Source organism: Psychrobacter sp. CoH-33_TS_01 (assembly GCF_058189395.1).
Genome location: NZ_JBVGQI010000001.1, coordinates 231,788 through 249,291 on the forward strand (window position 1 = coordinate 231,788; position 17,504 = coordinate 249,291).

Sequence of the window (17,504 nt, forward strand, 5' to 3'; positions counted from 1 at the left end):
CCATACTTAGCAAACCTTTTTTTTAAGCCTCGTTCTAGGAAGTTCTAATGCCCAATTGGCCACCCGATCCAAATAAACAACCTGATGACCAGCGTCCGAACCCCCAACGACCCTCTGAAACCCCTAGCGCGCTAGTGCCTGCGCAGCCGAGTGGCCGAGAGTGGTTGTTGTTAGAGAAGACCTTACTCGCTAGTGTGGAAGAGCAGCGTCGCGCGCGTCGTTGGAGCATCTTTTTTAAGCTGTTAACTTTTGGCTATATCCTGTTGTTATTCTTAACCTTAGGTCGCGGTTGTAGCGGCAGTAAAGCGCCCACCGGATTAGAGGGCATGGATACCAGCAAGCCCCATCTGGCGGTGGTTGATCTGCAAGGGGTTATCAGCAATGATGATAAAGCCAATGCTTATGATATTAATAAAGCGCTAACCAAAGCCTTTGAAAATAAAAATTCGAAAGCCGTCGCGTTGAATATCAATTCACCAGGGGGCTCGCCGGTACAGTCCGACCAAATTTGGCTCCGTATGATGGAACTGCGTAAAGCGCATCCTGATAAGAAATTGTATGCGGTTATCGGCGATATCGGTGCTTCAGGCGCTTATTATATCGCCTCAGCAGCGGACGAAATATACGTCAACCCTTCGAGTCTAGTAGGCTCTATCGGTGTGATTATGCCGAGCTATAATATCGAAGGTCTGATGGATAAAGTGGGCGTAGAAGATAGAACGATCACGGCGGGTGAGTACAAAGACATCTTAAGCCTGTCTAGACCTTTGAGCGACTACGAAGAAAAGCATGTCAAAAATGTTTTGGCCAATACCCATAAACACTTCATCAACGCGGTAACCAAAGGCCGTGGTGATCGTCTGAAGAATCCCGAGCAGAACAAACTGTTCTCAGGGTTATTCTGGACCGGTGAGCAGTCGATTCAATTGGGCCTAGCGGATAAAACGGGCAGTGTTTACTCTTTAGAGCAATCGCTAAAACTAGACAATGTCGTCAACTACTCTCCAGTCGATCCGTTTGAGCAGCTGTTTGACCGTTTTGCTGTCAAAATGGGCGCAGGCTTAGGCGCAAATATTAAGTTAGACTTGTTACCAAACGAGCAAAATGCAGCCGAACTGCGTTAATACTGGCGCTAAAATAAACCTGCAGGCCGTACGCTGACGGCGCTATTTGTCAACTAGAAAACGTCGACTAGCTCGGCTTTTCTTAGCGCTGTTAGTGTACTATCTTATAGAAGCAAGCTGCGGTTATACCGATATTAATATCTTGATTCATATCAGTATTTCTCAGACTGTTTATGCACAAGCTAAGTGCTAATCCTAAATAGTAAGTTGTGCGCTTATGTGCCCTTAATAGTAGGTTGTCCCCTTAATAATAAGTGGCACTACCACCCAAACAGATGATGCTAGATGGCGTCATCTTTTTATTAGGCGCAAGGTTTCGGTTTAGGGCCTCTTAACTGAACGTGCTTTGCTAGGGCTATAACCGCTTCTGTCATTTGCTGTGTTTGCGCTCCTTTTGTTGATTAACTCTATTGATTACTTCATGGATGAAAAGATGCTAAATCCTCTTAAAAAACGCGCGTCTGCGCGCAATGCCGCTACTAAATTACCTGCTGCCTCCAAGCTGACCAATAAGCCCGTGATTCATTTCGCGCACGCGAATGGGGTGCCGAGCGCCGTCTATGCACCACTGTTTGCCGTGCTAGAAGATACTTATACGATTGAATATGTGCCGCTATTGGGACCAAATCCTGATTATCCGGTGGACAATCATTGGCATGCGCTCACTGAACAGGTCATTAATAGTGTCAGACAAGCTTGCAGCAAGCATGGGGTCAGCCAAGTGATTGGTCTGGGCCATTCGTTAGGGGCGCTCTGTACTTTACAAGCCACTTATCGCCGTCCTGAGCTGTTCACGCGCGTGTTATTGATGGATCCCCCTTGGGTCTATGGTAAAGACAGTTTTATTTGGCATATGGCTAAATTGGGCGATCGCCTACCCAAAATGAACCACCGTTTGATGGACAAAATGTCTCCAGCGAATATGTCTAAACGTCGCCGCGACACTTGGGATACGCGTGAACAGGCGTATGAGCAGCTGCGCGATAAAGGCATCTTTAAACATTTCGATGAGCGCTGCTTTCAGGGTTATATCGATCATGGTTTAACAGACTGTGAGGATGGCAGCGTGACTTTGACTATCCCTAAAGCAGACGAAGTGGCCATCTTCCGTACCAACCCTTCTTGGTATTGGCTCAAACCCAATAAGCCTCCTAAGGTGCCTGTAAAGTTAATTATTGCGGAAGACGGTATCTTTATTAAGCGTAAATTCCCACAGAAAATTAATAAGCGTCTGGGCATCGACTATGAGATTCATCCCGGCGGCCATATGTTCCCTTTAGAGCAGCCTGAAGCTGTGGCCAAGCGCATTAAGCAGCTGTTAGCGGCCACGAATTAGGGGTGATAGAATAGCGGTAAAATAGCCCGCTATGGCCAACCACCCTGAGACAATCATTATGACAGTAAGCACCAGTACAGCAGTTAAATCGCCTTTATTCAGTCGTTTAGGGGTGGTTGGACTCATCGTCATTATGATTGCCAGTTTTTTTGCCAGTCAGCTTATAGGCTTATACGCTGCGGCAAAAGTAGTGTTGCCAGAGGCCGGCCAGTTGAGTGTCGCCGAGCTGTTTACTCAAGGTGGCGCGCAGGGTACGGTAGTGAGCTTGTCGGTGTTGCTGTGCTTTGTTTTATTGACGCTGCTGACCTATGTCATCGTAGCTCGTAAAGTGAACAGTTCACGGCAGTTGTTTGAGTATCTGGGCTTGCGCCGCATCTCTGGTCGCCAATTTTTGCAGGGCGCCTCGCTATTAACTGTATTTATTATCATCAATGAAGTTTTTAGCGAGCTGCTGCAGCGCACGCCCTTAGACTTTGTCGACCCTTTGTTTGCCAGTACCGATGCTAAATGGCTGTTGATCGTTGTGATTGTGGTGGTAGCGCCCATCTATGAAGAATTGGTGTTTCGCGGGTTGATTTGGTCAGCTATCGCTGAGCAGTTTGACCGTAAGCGCGGGATTATTATTGCCAGTATCATTAGTAGCATTTTGTTTGCGGCTATCCATACTCAGTATGATTTATTTGAAATGGGCGCTATTTTTATCTTGGCACTAATCTTTTGTTATGTGCGGGTAAAAGCCAACTCGCTACTGCTCCCCATGCTATTGCATATCACGAATAATGGGGTAGCAATGGCACTTTACCTTACGATGGGCTCAGGCGCTTAAGCGATGCTATAAAGGCCTTTGTCTAAGTTAACAACGCTACCCAGGTTAGTTACTAATAAAAAAATAGCGACCCAGTGTGATAACTAGGTCGCTATTTTTTATCGGTTATTTATTATTGCCGAGCCAGCTTTGCTAAAGAGCGGAATTAATCTTGCGCCTCTAAACGCTCTTGGTAAGCGTCCTGCTGGGCAATAAACGCCAAGGTCTGAGCGGCAGCATCTTCTATTTCGGCTACCGTCAACGTTTGCTTACCACTGAGTGCCTGTCGCCATTTGCGTGCACCGGGCAGCCCTTGGAATAAGCCTAAGAAATGCCTAGCTATGGATGGCAGCGGCTCACCATTGGCCACTTGTTCCTGCAAATAGGGCATCAGACCGGCCAAGATATCTTCGCGACTTGGGGCCGTCTCACCCCATAAGCTCATAGCTTCAGCCATGATATAAGGGTTTTGGTAAGCGGCGCGGCCAATCATGACCCCATCGACATGCTGCAAGTGGCTTTTGATATCCTCAACTGTACTAATACCGCCATTAATCTCAATCGCTAGACTCGGGAAGTCCTGTTTGAGGCGGTAAACATCCTCATAGCGCAGCGGTGGAATCTCACGGTTTTGTTTAGGGCTTAAGCCTTGTAGCCACGCTGTACGAGCATGCACGATAAAGCGCTCACAGCCTGCTGCCGCTACCGTCTCCACAAAGTTATGCATAAACTCATAGCTGTCGAAATGGTCGATGCCAATACGATGCTTGACGGTGACCGGGATAGTGACTGCGGCTTGCATATGCTTGACTAAGCCGGCTACCGTCTCAGGCTCGGCCATCAAACACGCCCCAATTTTATTATGCTGTACGCGGTCAGAGGGGCAACCCACGTTAATATTCACTTCTGCAAAACCGCGCTCTTCTGCCAATTGCGTACAGTGGGTCATCTCTGCAATATCTGCGCCGCCCAACTGTAATACTAATGGCTGCTCACTGGCAGCAAAGCGCAAATGACGGTCAGTCTTGCCATGAATAAGCGCACCGGTACTGATCATCTCGGTATACAGATAAGTATGCGGGTTAAACAGTCGCGCGAAAAAACGATAATCGGTCGTAGTCCAGTCGATCATGGGCGCGATTGATAAGCGTTTGTCTTGCATAATATTTGGCATAGTCAGTAATGCTGTCTGCAGCTTGTAGGCTGAGACCCTTGTGTTTATTAAGGTGGAGATATTTCAGTAATCCGCTTATAGCAGTTATTGGCATTTATTAGCAGTTATCAGCCTGATTTAAAAGGTGGTAAAGCTGCTAAACGCCATTATACCTGAGTGTTTAAGCTCGCTAATGGTGGCGCACGCATGACATACATGCCAATAATCACCCCAACGATACCGATAAAGGTAATGTAGAGCGCCGGTGAAAAACTAATCTGCTCGGTCGCATAGAGCAGCGCCAAAGGCAACACGCCGCCCACTACGGCATAAGTGCAATTGTAGGTCAGCGCCACTGCGGTCAGACGGGTTCGGGTAGGGAAGAGCTGTACCATAATGACCGGACAGAGACTGATAACGCCCGTACTAAAGCCTAAGATGGCATACATCAGTAAGATATAATCCCCTGAACTGTTCTGTAAGTGATAATAGAACGCTAGAGACAGCAGCGCTACTGCCGTTGAGCCTATCATCAGCGCTTTACCAATATGACCCTTGTCGGCCATGAGACCAAAAAACACACAGCCCAAGGCCAAAAACAGAATCGCCAGACCATTAGAGAAAGCCAATAAGCTGGCATCGATACTGAATTTATGCAGAATCATTTGTGGTAACAACAGCGCCACGACGATCACTAAACTTGAGATATAGAAGCTGAGTAATACTGTGATAAAGATGGCGTTAAAGCGTTTAAAGGATAACTTAAACTTTTTATAGCGCGGGATATAAGGGCGCTTGAAGTTTTGGCTTAAAAATAAGGGGGTTTCTGTCAAATAGCGGCCCAATAGCACGGCCAATATTGCCATACAAGCTGAGATGACGAACGGGATACGCCAAGCATATTCTACCAACGCCTGATCAGTATACGTATTGAAAATTATCTTAAAAATTATCAATGTCGCTACGATACCTACCATAAAACTGGCCGATGAGACGCTAGAATAAAAAGCCATTTGTGACTTGGGCGCTTGCTCAGACAAATAGACCCAACCCAAGGTGGAATGGGCACCAAAGGCCATGCCCTGAGCGACGCGGGCGGTAAAGAATAAGATAGGGGCTAAGATACCGGCTTGCGCATAAGTGGGCAGACAAGCGGTGGCAAGGGAGGTGAGGGCAATAAAAGAAGCACTAATATAAAAAGTGGCTTTACGCCCCTTAATATCGCCAAACCTACCGAGCAGTAAAGCCCCTACAGGGCGCGAAAGATACCCTGCTGAAAACAAGCTTAAAGTCTGCAATTTACCCAACATCGTCGCTTCAGTAGCGGGGAAAAAAGCAGCGCTTAAGATGTCGGCCAGATATAAATAAATCAGAAAGTCAAAAAAAGCCGCAAAATTACTAAAAGAAATAATACCCAATTGTCTAAGAGTACGCGGGTTGGTATTAAAAGGCATCTGTACGACCTATAACTGTGCAATATAAAATATAAAAGCAGTAATAAACTATAAAATTACTAGTCTTGCGAATGGGTTGAATGAACAGTCATGCTCAGCGACCCGCATTTTATAACAACCAGTCAATAGGTAACCATGACATAATCGTAAGCCAAATTTGATCGGTTATATCGACTTCAGGCTCGCGATTATAAGTGACCAGTTGCCCCTTCTCTATAGTTTGCCATTGCAGCTGTCCCGCCTCCGTTATGGTGACCTCGTAAGCCTGATCTAACAGGTCGTCATCTAAGGCCTCATGCAGTTTCTGCGCCAGTTCATCATCATTAATAATGACCCCCATCTCAGTATTAATATTCGCTGAGCGCGGATCAACATTGTAAGAGCCGATAAACACCTGATGGTCATCGACGGCAAAAGTCTTGGCATGCAAGCTGGTAGACGATTGACTGCGCGCCCGCCAAAGTTTATTTTCGCGTTTTTCTTCGCTGGCGGTAGATTTCAGCTCGTAGATTTTAATTCCTGCATTCAGCAGAGCAGGGCGCCATTGGCTGTATCCCGAGTGCACTGCGGTGACGTCTGTAGCATCAAAAGAGTTGGTCAAAATCCGAATCTTAATGCCTTTATTGGCCAGTTGAATGAGGGCAGCTACCCCGTCTTTGGTCGGGACAAAGTACGACGAGATAATGGTGAGTTGCTCAGTAGGCGTGCCCAATAGCGCCCGCAGTTGATGGACCAAATTGCTGTTGGGCGGTGCTGTTTTGTTCAGTTTGCCCACATCGTCACTCAAAAACTGCATGTCGGTCCAGCGAAAAGGCACGCGCTTATTTACGAGGTCGGAGTCGATGGTTGAGTCTTGAATCGCCGCTTTATATACGGACAAACTGCTGCGCGGCCCGTTTTCCTCATCGCCATTAATCTTGTCGAGAGACTTTAGAAAATCGCCAGCTGGATCCTCGGCTTTTACCAAGGTTTCGATATCGTAGGACATAGCGGAGTCCCAGTAGCTGCTAAAGCTCTGGCTGATATCATTGACGACTCGGCCAATCAACAGCACGTCTAAATCGGCAAATTGACTGTTTTGATCATTACTCAGGTATTCGTTGCCAATATTGCGGCCCCCGATAATGGTAATCTGCTTATCGAACGTCATGCTCTTATTGTGCATGCGGCGATTGATACGCGGCAAGCTGGTGATGAAGTTGAGCGTCTGAAACTTACGGTAAAGCAGGGGGTTGATAATACGTACCGAGATATTCGGGTGGCTAGCAAAACGGCGCAAATGCTGATCAAACTTGGCATCGGTATTGAAATCATCGAGTAACAGACGCACTATGACGCCACGCTCTGCGGCATCCCATAAGTCTTTTAGCATCAACTGCCCAGCTTGGTCGTTGTGCCAAATATAATATTGCACATCGATATTTTTTTCGGCCATACCCGTCAAGATACTGCGTGAGGCAAAAGCGTTGGCACCCGTGACGATAGGGTAGTAGCCGGACAGCTCGGGATGGACCTTGTGTTGCTCAGTAATAGAGGCGGCTAAATCGTAATTTTGAATACGCTCAGCTATGGTGGACGGTTTAGAGTTGGCTGCAGTTACCGCGCCAGTATTTGCTGTATCTGTATTTACAGTGCTAGGCTCAGCCGTTTCGTCAATGGACTGCACGTCATCCGCACTGGCTACAAGCTCGCTATCTTCTTCTGACTGAGGGTTATTTGATGGGCTGCTATCAGGCTCGCTGTATAGCGCGGCTACCCGCTCGGTCAACGCTTGACTCGCTGGCAAATGCGGCTGCGCAGGCAGATGCTGACAACCACTAATCAATAAAGTCGGCGCCACCAGTAAGGGTAAGAGGGTCGTTGAGCGAAAACGGGACGGGGCCATGAGTCAAAACCTTGTAGCAGGATCGTCGCAATACGCATTGCTGTATGCATAAGCATTACTAGCCGACCTCTATTTTTAATGCCCAACATAGCAGGCTATGCGGTAGCCTCTAGAGAAATGGGCGGGCAAAAGGAGGGGGTCATAGTGCGACGAATCTAAAAATAAGAGGATTCAATAGAAGCAGCAAAGTGCTGGGTATTAAGCTAGGTGTTAAAAGGAACGGTAGCGAACCTAGCCTTATTTTGTCTTGTTTAACCTAGACAGGTATTACTGATTATCAGTGAATAATTATAACTATTTATGAGCGTGAGCTTAGACTATTTTACACGCTATTATTACACATTGATTAAAAATAAGCGGCTTATTCAGTAAGCTAATTAAAGAGTAGACGGCAAGGCCACTTTGCTCATTGCCGCTGTGATAGCGATAACGGCTAAGGTTTTGCCAAAATAGACTGTGGCATTGACGTTATGGAGTAAGCGTAAACCGCAAAAAACTGCTAAAGTGCACCTCATAATTTTATCTTTGTAGTCATCAGTTAAGGGGCGGTAATGACCCAATCTTCCAAGGCAACACCCAGCAATACTAGTAGCAATAATGAGTCAGTTCTAGACAGCAACTGGCAAGATGACGCTTTAGATTTATCTGCAGGCTACGGCATGCAAACGATTGCGATACGTGCCGGACAGCATCGTACGGATGAGGGCGAACATTCTGAGCCTATCTTTACTACCAGCTCATATGTGTATCAATCGGCAGCGGATGCTGCGGCTCATTTTGATGGCAGTAAAAAAGGCAACGTTTACTCACGCCATACCAACCCTAGCGTGCGTACTTTTGAGCGTCGCTTGGCCGCTTTAGAAGGCGGTGAGCGTGCAGTAGCGACGGCCTCAGGCATGGGTGCGATATTGACCATGTGCTTGGCTTACCTACAAGCCGGCGATCACCTATTGGCGGCCAAACAGTTATTTGGCTCCTCTATCGGCCTGTTTAACAACTATTTTGTTAAATATGGCGTTGAGGTCAGCTACGTCGATTGCACGGACAATGCGGCGTGGGCAGCCGCGATGCAAGACAATACCAAGGTCATCTATTGTGAAAGCCCGAGCAACCCTTTGGGGCAAATTGCCGACATGACCTTCCTAAGCGAGTTGGCGCATAAGCAGGGTGCGTTGTTTATCGTGGACAATTGCTTTGCCACCCCAGCCATTCAAAAGCCACTCGATTTTGGTGCCGATATCGTGATTCATTCGGCGACTAAATACATCGATGGTCAAGGCCGTGTGCTCGGTGGTGCCTTAGTGGGCAGCGAGGAGTTGATGCAGCAAGCCTTTACCGTGGTACGTTCTGGTGGTATCAGTATGAGTCCTTTTAACGCGTGGGTATTTACCAAAGGCTTAGAGACGTTATCTTTACGGATGCAAGCGCACTGCCAGAATGCCAATAAGGTCGCTAAATTCTTAGCTGAGCACCCAAAGGTCAGCCGCGTGCATTTTTCGGGTCTTAAGGACCATCCCGCTCATGAGCTAGCCACCCGTCAGCATTATCGTAAAGAGTGCTACGGCGCAATAATGGGTTTTGAAGTCATCGGTGCGGGTAAGTCGCCGAAAGAAGCAGCTTGGCATGTGATTGATAGCACGCAAATGGTCTCTATTACTAACAATTTGGGCGATATGAAAACTACCGTGACGCATCCGGCAACGACCACTCATTTCCGCTTAAAGCCAGAAGATAGAGCGGAGGCTGGCGTGACTGATGGCCTGATTCGTCTGTCGGTTGGCTTAGAAGATGTTGAAGATATCATCGCTGATCTGGCGCGCGGTTTAGACACGCTATAGAGATACAGGTATAATAGCGCTACTGAAATTATTTCTTCGCCCATAAATATTACTATTATCTGTAAGGATCTATCATGAATATTCAAGCCTTGATGCAACAAGCGCAAACGATGCAAAAGCAAGTCGAAGTGAATGTTGAAAAAGCTAAAAAAGACTTGGCCAACAAAGAAGTTCACGCTGAAGCGGGCAGTGGCCTAGTAAAAGTTACGATGACTGGCCGCCATGTGGTTAAGCGTCTGAGCATCGATCCTAGCTTGTTAGAAGACGAGCCAGATATGATTGAAGACCTTATCGCTGCCGCTATCAATGATGCGGTTCGTCAAGCTGATGAGCTTTCAGAGACCACTATGTCGAATGCGACTAGCGGCATGGGCTTACCACCAGGTATGCAGGGTCTATTCGGCTAATAGCTTATAGCGTTCTACTAAGTTAGTAGACTAGGTTATTGAGCTCAAATAGACTATAAGCGTCAGTATCGGGGTGGGTTGTCATAGCTACAATACCACCCTTTTTTTAATCGACAAGATTCGATATATTTTTTAGATAGAATCAACTATCCTACTGAATACCATGGTTTATTTATAATATAATTGCTGCCATTGCTAGGGCGTTATAGCGGTCATTTATTGTGTCGTTATTGCATTACTATTGTACGTTGTCTATTGAATATTGCCGGTCGAGCCGTCATTAAATGGGGAGGCCTAGCCGCTATTTTTACCGTGATTTTTATCGTGAGGATAGGCAGGTTTTTTTATTTAGCTTCTTTTTATTTAGGTTCTTAGTAAGGATGTCCATTGCTGACACAAAAGTTTGATACGCTAGTCAAGCAGTTGCGAGTATTGCCTGGGGTCGGTCAAAAGTCCGCCCAGCGTATGGCGCTGCACCTGTTAACGCAAAAACGCCCGCAAGGTATTGCACTGGCGCAAGCGCTCGATGTGGCCATGCACGATATTATCGAATGTCAGCGCTGCCACTCTTTTAGCGATGATGAGGTATGCCCTATTTGTTTAGACCCGCGTCGCGATGATGCGATATTATGTGTGGTTGAGACTGCAGCAGACGTGATGGCTATTGAGCAGACAGCAGGCTTCCGCGGTCGCTATTTTGTGCTAGGCGGGCATTTATCCCCACTCGATGGTGTCAATGCCGATGACCTCAATATTGACCAGCTAATATGGCGCTTAAAACAAGAGCCTATCGATGAGTTAATCTTAGCGACTGGCACTACCGTAGAAGGGCAGACTACCGCGCACTTTATCTCGGAGGCCGCCAAGAATCATGTCAGTCAGGTCACCCGTATTGCCCAAGGGATTCCTATGGGCGGCGAACTAGAATATCTCGACAGCATGACTTTATCGCAAGCGTTATTAAACCGCTCGTTTATTTAACCCCCACTTTATGACTTCATCAGTTTATTAAGCCACTACTTTATTAATCCACCACTCTAAGACACCATAATGACCGACAAAACCGCCAGTATCCATGACCCGGCTAAGATCACCAACCCGCAAGCTATTCTTGATGCACTGCAAGCTTCTCAGCAGTTGCCCGTACATTGGGTCACCGACTTTGATGGTTTAGAGGCCTGTCTTGATGATTTAGAAACTTGTGAGCGTATTGCTTTAGATACTGAGTTTATCAAGCGCGATACTTATTACCCTAAACTGGCACTGGTGCAGATTAATACCGGCGAGGCCATTTACCTGATTGATGCGCCGAAGCTGGATTTGAGTGAGTTTTGGGTGGTGTTAGAAGAGATGCCACTGATGATCTGGCATGCCTGTGGCGAAGATTTAGGTATCTTTTATTTATTGTCAGAGTGTGAAGCCCTGACCAATGTGTTTGATACGCAGATTGCTTTATCGTATCTGACCAGCCAATTACAAATGGGTTATCAGCAAGCGCTCAAAGACGAATTAGCGATTGACGTCACCAAGGGCGAGAGCCAGTCGGACTGGTTAGCGCGGCCTCTAACCGATGAGCAGGAGCAGTATGCTATCGATGACGTGCGCTATTTGCTCAGCCTTTATGATGCGTTGCAAGCACAGTTAGTCGCTAAAGATTTGGTGGATAAAGTTACCGAAGACTGCCAGCTGTATGCCAAAGAGCTCTATGAAGCGGCTAATGTATCAGACGAAGCGACCTATTTGGCGATGGCTGACTTTCGCTATACGGGTGAGCAATTGGCCGTGTTGCAAGCGGTATCGACTTGGCGAGAGGCCTTGGCGCGCGCGACCAACCAACCGAAGACTTTTATTTTAAAGAAACAAGCGGTACGCGATATCGTCACTGAACTGCCGTCAACCATGAAGCATTTGACGCATAAAACCTCGATGCACCGTAGTATGTTGCGACTGTATGGGCCTGAGCTTTTGACGGTGATTAATGAGGCGCGCGCGCTTAAAGAAAACGAGCAACCGCCTAAAATCATGGCGCCATATCGCTCAAAAGATAAGACTATCTCTAAAGCCGTCCAGAAAATCGTCGATGCTTATGAAGCAGAGACGGGCGTACCCGCCAACGTCTTAATGCGTAAAAAGTGGCTGTCGCAATTGTATGAAGTAGTCGCTTATGACCTGCCTTTGGAGCAACTTCCAGAAGGCTTAAAAGGCTGGCGCTATCCTTGGGTGGTCGAAACGGTTATTCCCTTAATAGCTACTCATAAAGAAGCGCTACAAGCGGGCATGGGTGTGGATGATGAGGACTATTCAGCAGCGGGCGGTTGAGTGAGGGCTTTTGGTGCTGGTATAGCGGCTGGCGCTTGATGGTCTCGGTAGTAACCATAAATAGTGAGGCCAATCACTACGGCAAAGACAGCTAGATATAACGTCTTTTTATCGATACCAAGGGGGCTCTCAGGCGCGGCGTCTTTTTGCGGAGATGCTTTTGGAATGGGCTTCTTGCGGGTAGGTCTACCGTGATTGGGATGGGACATATAGCGGTCTCGTAAAGTCGGGGTAGTGGTTTAAGGGTCAGTTAAAGACCAAGGTTTAGAATAGCTAATAGCTAATAGCTAATAGCTAATAGCTAATAGCGAGTTAGCGTTGAAAGCGACCGTGGTCTAAAAAGTACAGCATTTGCTCAGCGACCTTAGCATTGATGAGCATACCCGTATGGTTGACCGGCAGGATAATATGGTCCTTAGCATTGGGCAAGCGGGTCTCAGCAATATAAACCGAGCCATCGTGCTCACGCTCGCTTTGGGGTAGACGGGCACGCCGATTATGGTGGCTTAAAAACAACTGGCCGATTCCGTAAGGCGAGCTCCCGGCGATGACTCCCAGACAAATCTCATTAGGTAGAGGCGCAACCTTACCATCTAAGCCGGCAGCATAAGAGTGACCGACCAAAGGCGCTATCAGTCTTTTGGCATAATCGGCGCTAATGCTGCCAGTATGGGGCGTGCCTAAGGTGACACAGCGGTCAATCTGCCAATTTGGATAGCGATGAATAAAATCGCGAATGACCAGACCGCCTAGGCTGTGACCGACTAAGTGGATAGGCTCAGCAGGGTTATGATTAATCGTGAGCCAATCATGCAACTGCTGACTGTGCTGCGCCACAGGAGCGCGTAGGCTACGATAGTCCAATTCATAAGTGCTATAGCCTGCGCTATGCAAACGCTTCGCCAAAGGACGCATGACCCAGGCACGATGATGCAAGCCGTGCAGCAACACGACTAAAGGGCGGCTAGGGGCTATGTCAGTCATGCAAGTAGGTTTTCCATAAATGAATATTTTTTCTAAGCAAAGTGGATTGTAATATAGGCCAGTTAAACAAACAAAAACCCGCAAATCAAGCGCTGATTTGCGGGTTTTTTTGTGGCTTTAGAGGTTCAATAAAACCAATTACATATAGTTTTCGATACTAGGGCAGCTGCACATCAAGTTTTTGTCTCCATAGACATCATCCACACGACCGACCGTAGGCCAGAACTTATTATTGCGGATATAGTCGAGTGGGAACGCAGCCGTTTCGCGGCTATACGGATAGTTCCACTCTTCCGCAGTGATGACATATGCAGTATGAGGCGCATTGACCAACGGGTTATTGTCTGCGGTCCAACCGTCTGTGCCAGCTTTCACTTTCAGAGCTTCCGCTTTGATAGATTTTAGCGCGGCGATAAAGCGGTCTAGCTCTTCTTTAGACTCAGACTCTGTCGGCTCAATCATTAAGGTACCCGCTACTGGGAAACTCATAGTAGGTGAGTGGAAACCATAGTCCATCAAGCGCTTGGCAATGTCGGCTTCAGAAATACCGGTTTCTTCTTTGAGCGGACGGATATCGATGATGCACTCATGCGCTACGCGGCCATTGCTGCCGGTGTAAAGAACTGGGTAGTCGTCTTTAAGCTGGCTGGCGACATAGTTGGCATTCAATAGCGCCAATTTGGTAGCGGCCAAAAGACCATCACGGCCCATCATGGCGACATACATCCAAGAGATTGGCAAGATGCTCGCTGAACCATAAGGAGCCGCAGAGACTGCAGACAAATCTTTCGGTGCGTTATGTACAGGGCTGATAGAGTGGTTGGCTTTGAAAGGCGCTAGATGCGACTTCATACCGATAGGGCCCATACCAGGACCGCCGCCACCATGCGGGATGCAGAACGTTTTGTGCAAGTTCATGTGCAATACGTCAGCACCGACTTCGGCAGGCTGCATGATGCCGACCTGAGCGTTCATGTTAGCGCCATCCATATAGACTTGGCCGCCATGCTCATGGATAAGGTTACAGATATCACGGATACCGGCTTCGAATACGCCATGAGTGGAAGGATAAGTGACCATCAACGCGCCGAGCTTGTCGCTATTGGCTTCACACTTAGCTTTTAGATCGTCTAAATCGACATTACCGTTTTCGTCAGTATCCACGACCACGACTTGCATGCCCATCATTTGCGCGGTAGCTGGGTTGGTACCGTGAGCAGATTTAGGGATTAGACAGACATCACGATCAGGCTGACCGAGAGACTCGTGATAGCGACGAATCGCTAATAGACCAGCGTATTCACCAGAGGCACCAGAGTTAGGCTGCATAGAGATATCGTCAAAACCTGTGATGGCTTTTAACTGGTCTTGTAAGCTGTCAATCATCGCGATATAGCCACCGACTTGTTCACGTGGCGCGAAAGGATGCACGTTGGCAAACTCGTTCCAAGTGATCGGTAGCATTTCGCTAGTCGCATTCAATTTCATGGTACAGCTGCCGAGAGAAATCATGCTGCGGTTCATCGCCAAGTCTTTATCTTCTAAAGACTTCAAATAGCGTAGCATTTCGTGCTCGGTATGGTGCGAGTTAAACACAGGGTGCGTTAGAATCTCATCTTTACGCATATGCGCGTCATCTAGGGAAATACGAGCGTCAGCTGGCAAGCTGTTAGCTTTATTGACAAACAACTGGGTCAATACTTCAAAGTCAGTGTTATCGCTGGTTTCGCTAAAGGCGACCAACAGTTTCGTGTCGCTGATTTGCCAGAGGTTATAGCCTATGTTTTCAGCATTCTCAAAGATTTGCGTGGCCAGTTTCGCATCGCCACAATCGACAACGACTGAATCGAAGAATTGTGAATGGACGACGGATAATTTGCCATCATCAGCACTGATAACGTCAGCGAAAGCAGTAGCCATAGCATGGATACGCGTCGCAATACGTTTTAGACCTTCTGGGCCATGATAGACGGCATACATACCCGCTAGGTTGGCCAGCAAGACCTGCGAAGTACAGATGTTTGAGTTGGCTTTTTCGCGGCGGATATGCTGCTCACGAGTTTGCAGGGCCATACGTAGAGCAGTGTTGCCTTGAGCGTCTTTTGATACGCCAATGATACGACCAGGCGCTGAGCGTTTGGCTTTATCACTAAAGGCGAAATAAGCGGCGTGTGGACCACCAAAGCCCATTGGGATACCAAAACGCTGCGTGCTACCTAGAGCGACGTCTGCACCCATTTCTGCAGGCGATTTTAGCAGGACTAAGCTCATGATGTCGCTGGCGACAATAGCGTAAGCTTTCTTTGCTTTTACCGCACTGATAACCTCGGTTAAATCAACCACATCGCCTTCACGACCGACGTACTGGAATAGCGCACCAAAGAAATCACCGGCTTTCGCAGTTTCAAAATCACCAACGACCACTTCCCAACCAAAGTATTGGGCGCGAGTTTTGATGACGTCTAGCGTTTGCGGATACACGCGGTCATCGACGAAAAACTGGTTTGACTTGCTTTTGCTAACGCGTTTGGCCATCGCCATGCCTTCAGCAGCAGCGGTCGCTTCATCTAGCAATGAGGCACCAGCCAGCTCTAGACCCGTTAGATCAATACAAACCTGTTGGAAGTTCAGCAAAGCTTCGAGGCGACCTTGGGCAATCTCAGCTTGGTAAGGCGTGTAAGCCGTGTACCAGCCTGGATTTTCTAGCACGTTACGTTGAATCACAGCGGGCATACGGACTGGCGAGTAGCCTTGACCGATATAGCTCTTATTCACGGTGATATCGTCTGCCATAGCGCGTAATTTAGCTAGGGCGGCGTGCTCGCTCATCGCTGCAGGAAGGTCTAAGTCTTTGTTCATACGGACGGGTGCAGGCACCGTGTCATCAATGAAGCTGTCCATATCGTCATAACCGACGGCTTTGAGCAATTCAGCTTGCTCGCTCGCGTCTGAGCCTAAGTGACGATAAATAAATTCAGCTTCGTTAAATAAGCTGTCAAAGGTAGCGTTAGAGGTCATGTTAATCCTTAAATCACACGGTCAGGGTTAAGAGGAACTGAGTTTGGGGTAACCATAAGTGTCCGTTGCGGCTAGCGATAACATCAATTGCCATAGCAATGAAATCGGCGCTAACAGAAACAGACATAAACGTTGCAACCCACTTTATTAGCAAAGCAGGTTGGTTGGCAGTGACATAAATAGCGAATTAAAAGGGCAGTAATAGGGTGTTAATAGAGTGCTGATGGCTTGTTCATCAAGGTAGCCGCCATTAATAAGCGTTAAACGTGCTTTACAAACTGGTCGTAATCAAAGCGGAACTGCTCGTGATAGATGCCATTGTCGGCGCGTTCTCCCGCACCAATCATCATCACCACATGATGCTCATCCCCAAGGCCGAGCAATACTTTCATCGCAGGCTCATCAAAACCGGCCATAGGGCAACTGTCAAAACCATGCGCGCGCAGGGCTAGCATTAAGTTTTCTGCGGCCAGCGAGGTATTGTTGGTGGCCCAGTTTTTGACATCATCAAAAGTATAATAAGGCGATTTCATTGGGCCTTTGACTTGTCTTACCGCTTGGGTCAAGCCCCATTTTGCGACAGAGACGACATTGACTGGGCCACGAGCGAACTCTAATGGGACGAGTTTGGCGTAGTAGTCCTTCACTTTTTTGGGTAACGGTTGGATCGGGAATTCGCGCAAGACTTGCTTGGCGCTCTCATGCCAAGTGTCGGTACGGGCGACGACAGCGATTAAACGATTGGCCGTCTTAGCCGCATTTTGATTCATACAAATCTTATTAGCGCGGGCGCGTTTGTTTTCTGAATCAATCACGTAGAATTCCCACGGCTGCAGGTTGCTGGCATTTGGGGCCAGCATAGCCAGACGCAAACAATCTTGTAAGACTGCGTCGGTAATAGGGGTGTCTGTGAATCTGCGAACTGAACGGCGTGACTCTACTACTTCAGTGAAAGCCTGTAGTTGCGGGGCATTAGTAGGGGTGGATATGGCATTTTTCGAGACGTTAGCAGGTTCAGATTGACGCATTAAAAACTCCAGAACGAGTAAGGGGTGGCAGACCAGATAACCGATGGCTGATGTTCTAGCGATTAGCGAAGTCGTTATAGCCAAAACGAGCTACTACTTATGTTAATTTAGATTAAATCAAGGACACAGATACCGACTTGCCGCCCATATCTG

General features: G+C 47.6%; 15 protein-coding genes. 7 read left to right on the plus strand and 8 right to left on the minus strand.

Annotated features, from left to right (window positions below; all coding sequences use genetic code 11):
- Positions 1-47 precede the first annotated feature (47 nt).
- The 3 genes from sppA (at position 48) to ACZ2XM_RS01010 (ending at position 3,286) form a co-directional block, all read left to right on the plus strand.
- Positions 48-1,124: a signal peptide peptidase SppA gene (sppA, locus tag ACZ2XM_RS01000; RefSeq protein WP_490588020.1), complete on the plus strand. Its 1,077-nt coding sequence runs from the start codon at positions 48-50 to the stop codon at positions 1,122-1,124.
- Between the two features lie 433 nt (positions 1,125-1,557).
- Entirely contained in the window at positions 1,558-2,460 is a 903-nt protein-coding gene (locus tag ACZ2XM_RS01005) for an alpha/beta fold hydrolase (protein WP_490588019.1), read from the plus strand.
- Positions 2,461-2,491: 31 nt separating this feature from the next.
- Positions 2,492-3,286 carry a CPBP family intramembrane glutamic endopeptidase gene (locus tag ACZ2XM_RS01010; RefSeq protein WP_490588018.1) on the plus strand — a complete coding sequence of 265 codons (795 nt, stop codon included), beginning with the start codon at positions 2,492-2,494 and terminating at the stop codon, positions 3,284-3,286.
- Positions 3,287-3,431: 145 nt separating this feature from the next.
- Here ACZ2XM_RS01010 and dusA read toward each other — a convergent pair whose 3' ends face one another.
- From dusA to ACZ2XM_RS01030, 4 genes are all read right to left on the minus strand, one after another.
- The gene (dusA, locus tag ACZ2XM_RS01015) at positions 3,432-4,439 is read right to left on the minus strand and encodes a tRNA dihydrouridine(20/20a) synthase DusA (protein WP_490588017.1); all 1,008 of its coding nucleotides are present in this window, start codon (positions 4,437-4,439) and stop codon (positions 3,432-3,434) included.
- 146 nt (positions 4,440-4,585) lie between these two features.
- The gene (locus ACZ2XM_RS01020; protein WP_490588016.1) at positions 4,586-5,872 is read right to left on the minus strand and encodes an MFS transporter; all 1,287 of its coding nucleotides are present in this window, start codon (positions 5,870-5,872) and stop codon (positions 4,586-4,588) included.
- A 109-nt stretch (positions 5,873-5,981) separates the two neighbouring features.
- Positions 5,982-7,757, minus strand: coding sequence for a phospholipase D family protein (locus tag ACZ2XM_RS01025; RefSeq protein WP_490588015.1), 1,776 nt, complete (start codon positions 7,755-7,757; stop codon positions 5,982-5,984).
- Between the two features lie 377 nt (positions 7,758-8,134).
- Complete coding sequence (locus ACZ2XM_RS01030; protein ID WP_490588014.1) at positions 8,135-8,272, minus strand: hypothetical protein; 138 nt, start codon at positions 8,270-8,272, stop codon at positions 8,135-8,137.
- Between the two features lie 36 nt (positions 8,273-8,308).
- Here ACZ2XM_RS01030 and ACZ2XM_RS01035 point away from each other — a divergent pair, with 36 nt between their 5' ends.
- The 4 genes from ACZ2XM_RS01035 (at position 8,309) to ACZ2XM_RS01050 (ending at position 12,321) form a co-directional block, all read left to right on the plus strand.
- Positions 8,309-9,595 carry an O-succinylhomoserine sulfhydrylase gene (locus ACZ2XM_RS01035; RefSeq protein WP_490588013.1) on the plus strand — a complete coding sequence of 429 codons (1,287 nt, stop codon included), beginning with the start codon at positions 8,309-8,311 and terminating at the stop codon, positions 9,593-9,595.
- A gap of 74 nt (positions 9,596-9,669) precedes the next feature.
- Positions 9,670-10,002: a YbaB/EbfC family nucleoid-associated protein gene (locus tag ACZ2XM_RS01040; protein ID WP_490588012.1), complete on the plus strand. Its 333-nt coding sequence runs from the start codon at positions 9,670-9,672 to the stop codon at positions 10,000-10,002.
- Positions 10,003-10,389: 387 nt separating this feature from the next.
- A complete protein-coding gene (gene recR / locus ACZ2XM_RS01045) occupies positions 10,390-10,983 on the plus strand; it encodes a recombination mediator RecR (RefSeq protein WP_490588011.1) in 594 nt (197 codons plus the stop codon).
- A 69-nt stretch (positions 10,984-11,052) separates the two neighbouring features.
- On the plus strand, positions 11,053-12,321 hold the full coding sequence (locus tag ACZ2XM_RS01050) for a ribonuclease D (protein WP_490588010.1): 1,269 nt from the start codon (positions 11,053-11,055) through the stop codon (positions 12,319-12,321).
- Here ACZ2XM_RS01050 and ACZ2XM_RS01055 read toward each other — a convergent pair.
- The 4 genes from ACZ2XM_RS01055 to ACZ2XM_RS01070 form a co-directional block, all read right to left on the minus strand.
- The gene (locus ACZ2XM_RS01055; protein ID WP_490588009.1) at positions 12,300-12,530 is read right to left on the minus strand and encodes a hypothetical protein; all 231 of its coding nucleotides are present in this window, start codon (positions 12,528-12,530) and stop codon (positions 12,300-12,302) included. The genes ACZ2XM_RS01050 and ACZ2XM_RS01055 overlap by 22 nt on opposite strands.
- Positions 12,531-12,633: 103 nt before the next feature.
- Positions 12,634-13,305 carry an esterase/lipase family protein gene (locus ACZ2XM_RS01060; RefSeq protein ID WP_490588008.1) on the minus strand — a complete coding sequence of 224 codons (672 nt, stop codon included), beginning with the start codon at positions 13,303-13,305 and terminating at the stop codon, positions 12,634-12,636.
- A gap of 138 nt (positions 13,306-13,443) precedes the next feature.
- Positions 13,444-16,323, minus strand: coding sequence for an aminomethyl-transferring glycine dehydrogenase (gene gcvP / locus ACZ2XM_RS01065; protein WP_490588007.1), 2,880 nt, complete (start codon positions 16,321-16,323; stop codon positions 13,444-13,446).
- Between the two features lie 260 nt (positions 16,324-16,583).
- On the minus strand, positions 16,584-17,351 hold the full coding sequence (locus ACZ2XM_RS01070; RefSeq protein ID WP_490588006.1) for a nitroreductase family protein: 768 nt from the start codon (positions 17,349-17,351) through the stop codon (positions 16,584-16,586).
- Between the last annotated feature and the right edge of the window lie 153 nt (positions 17,352-17,504).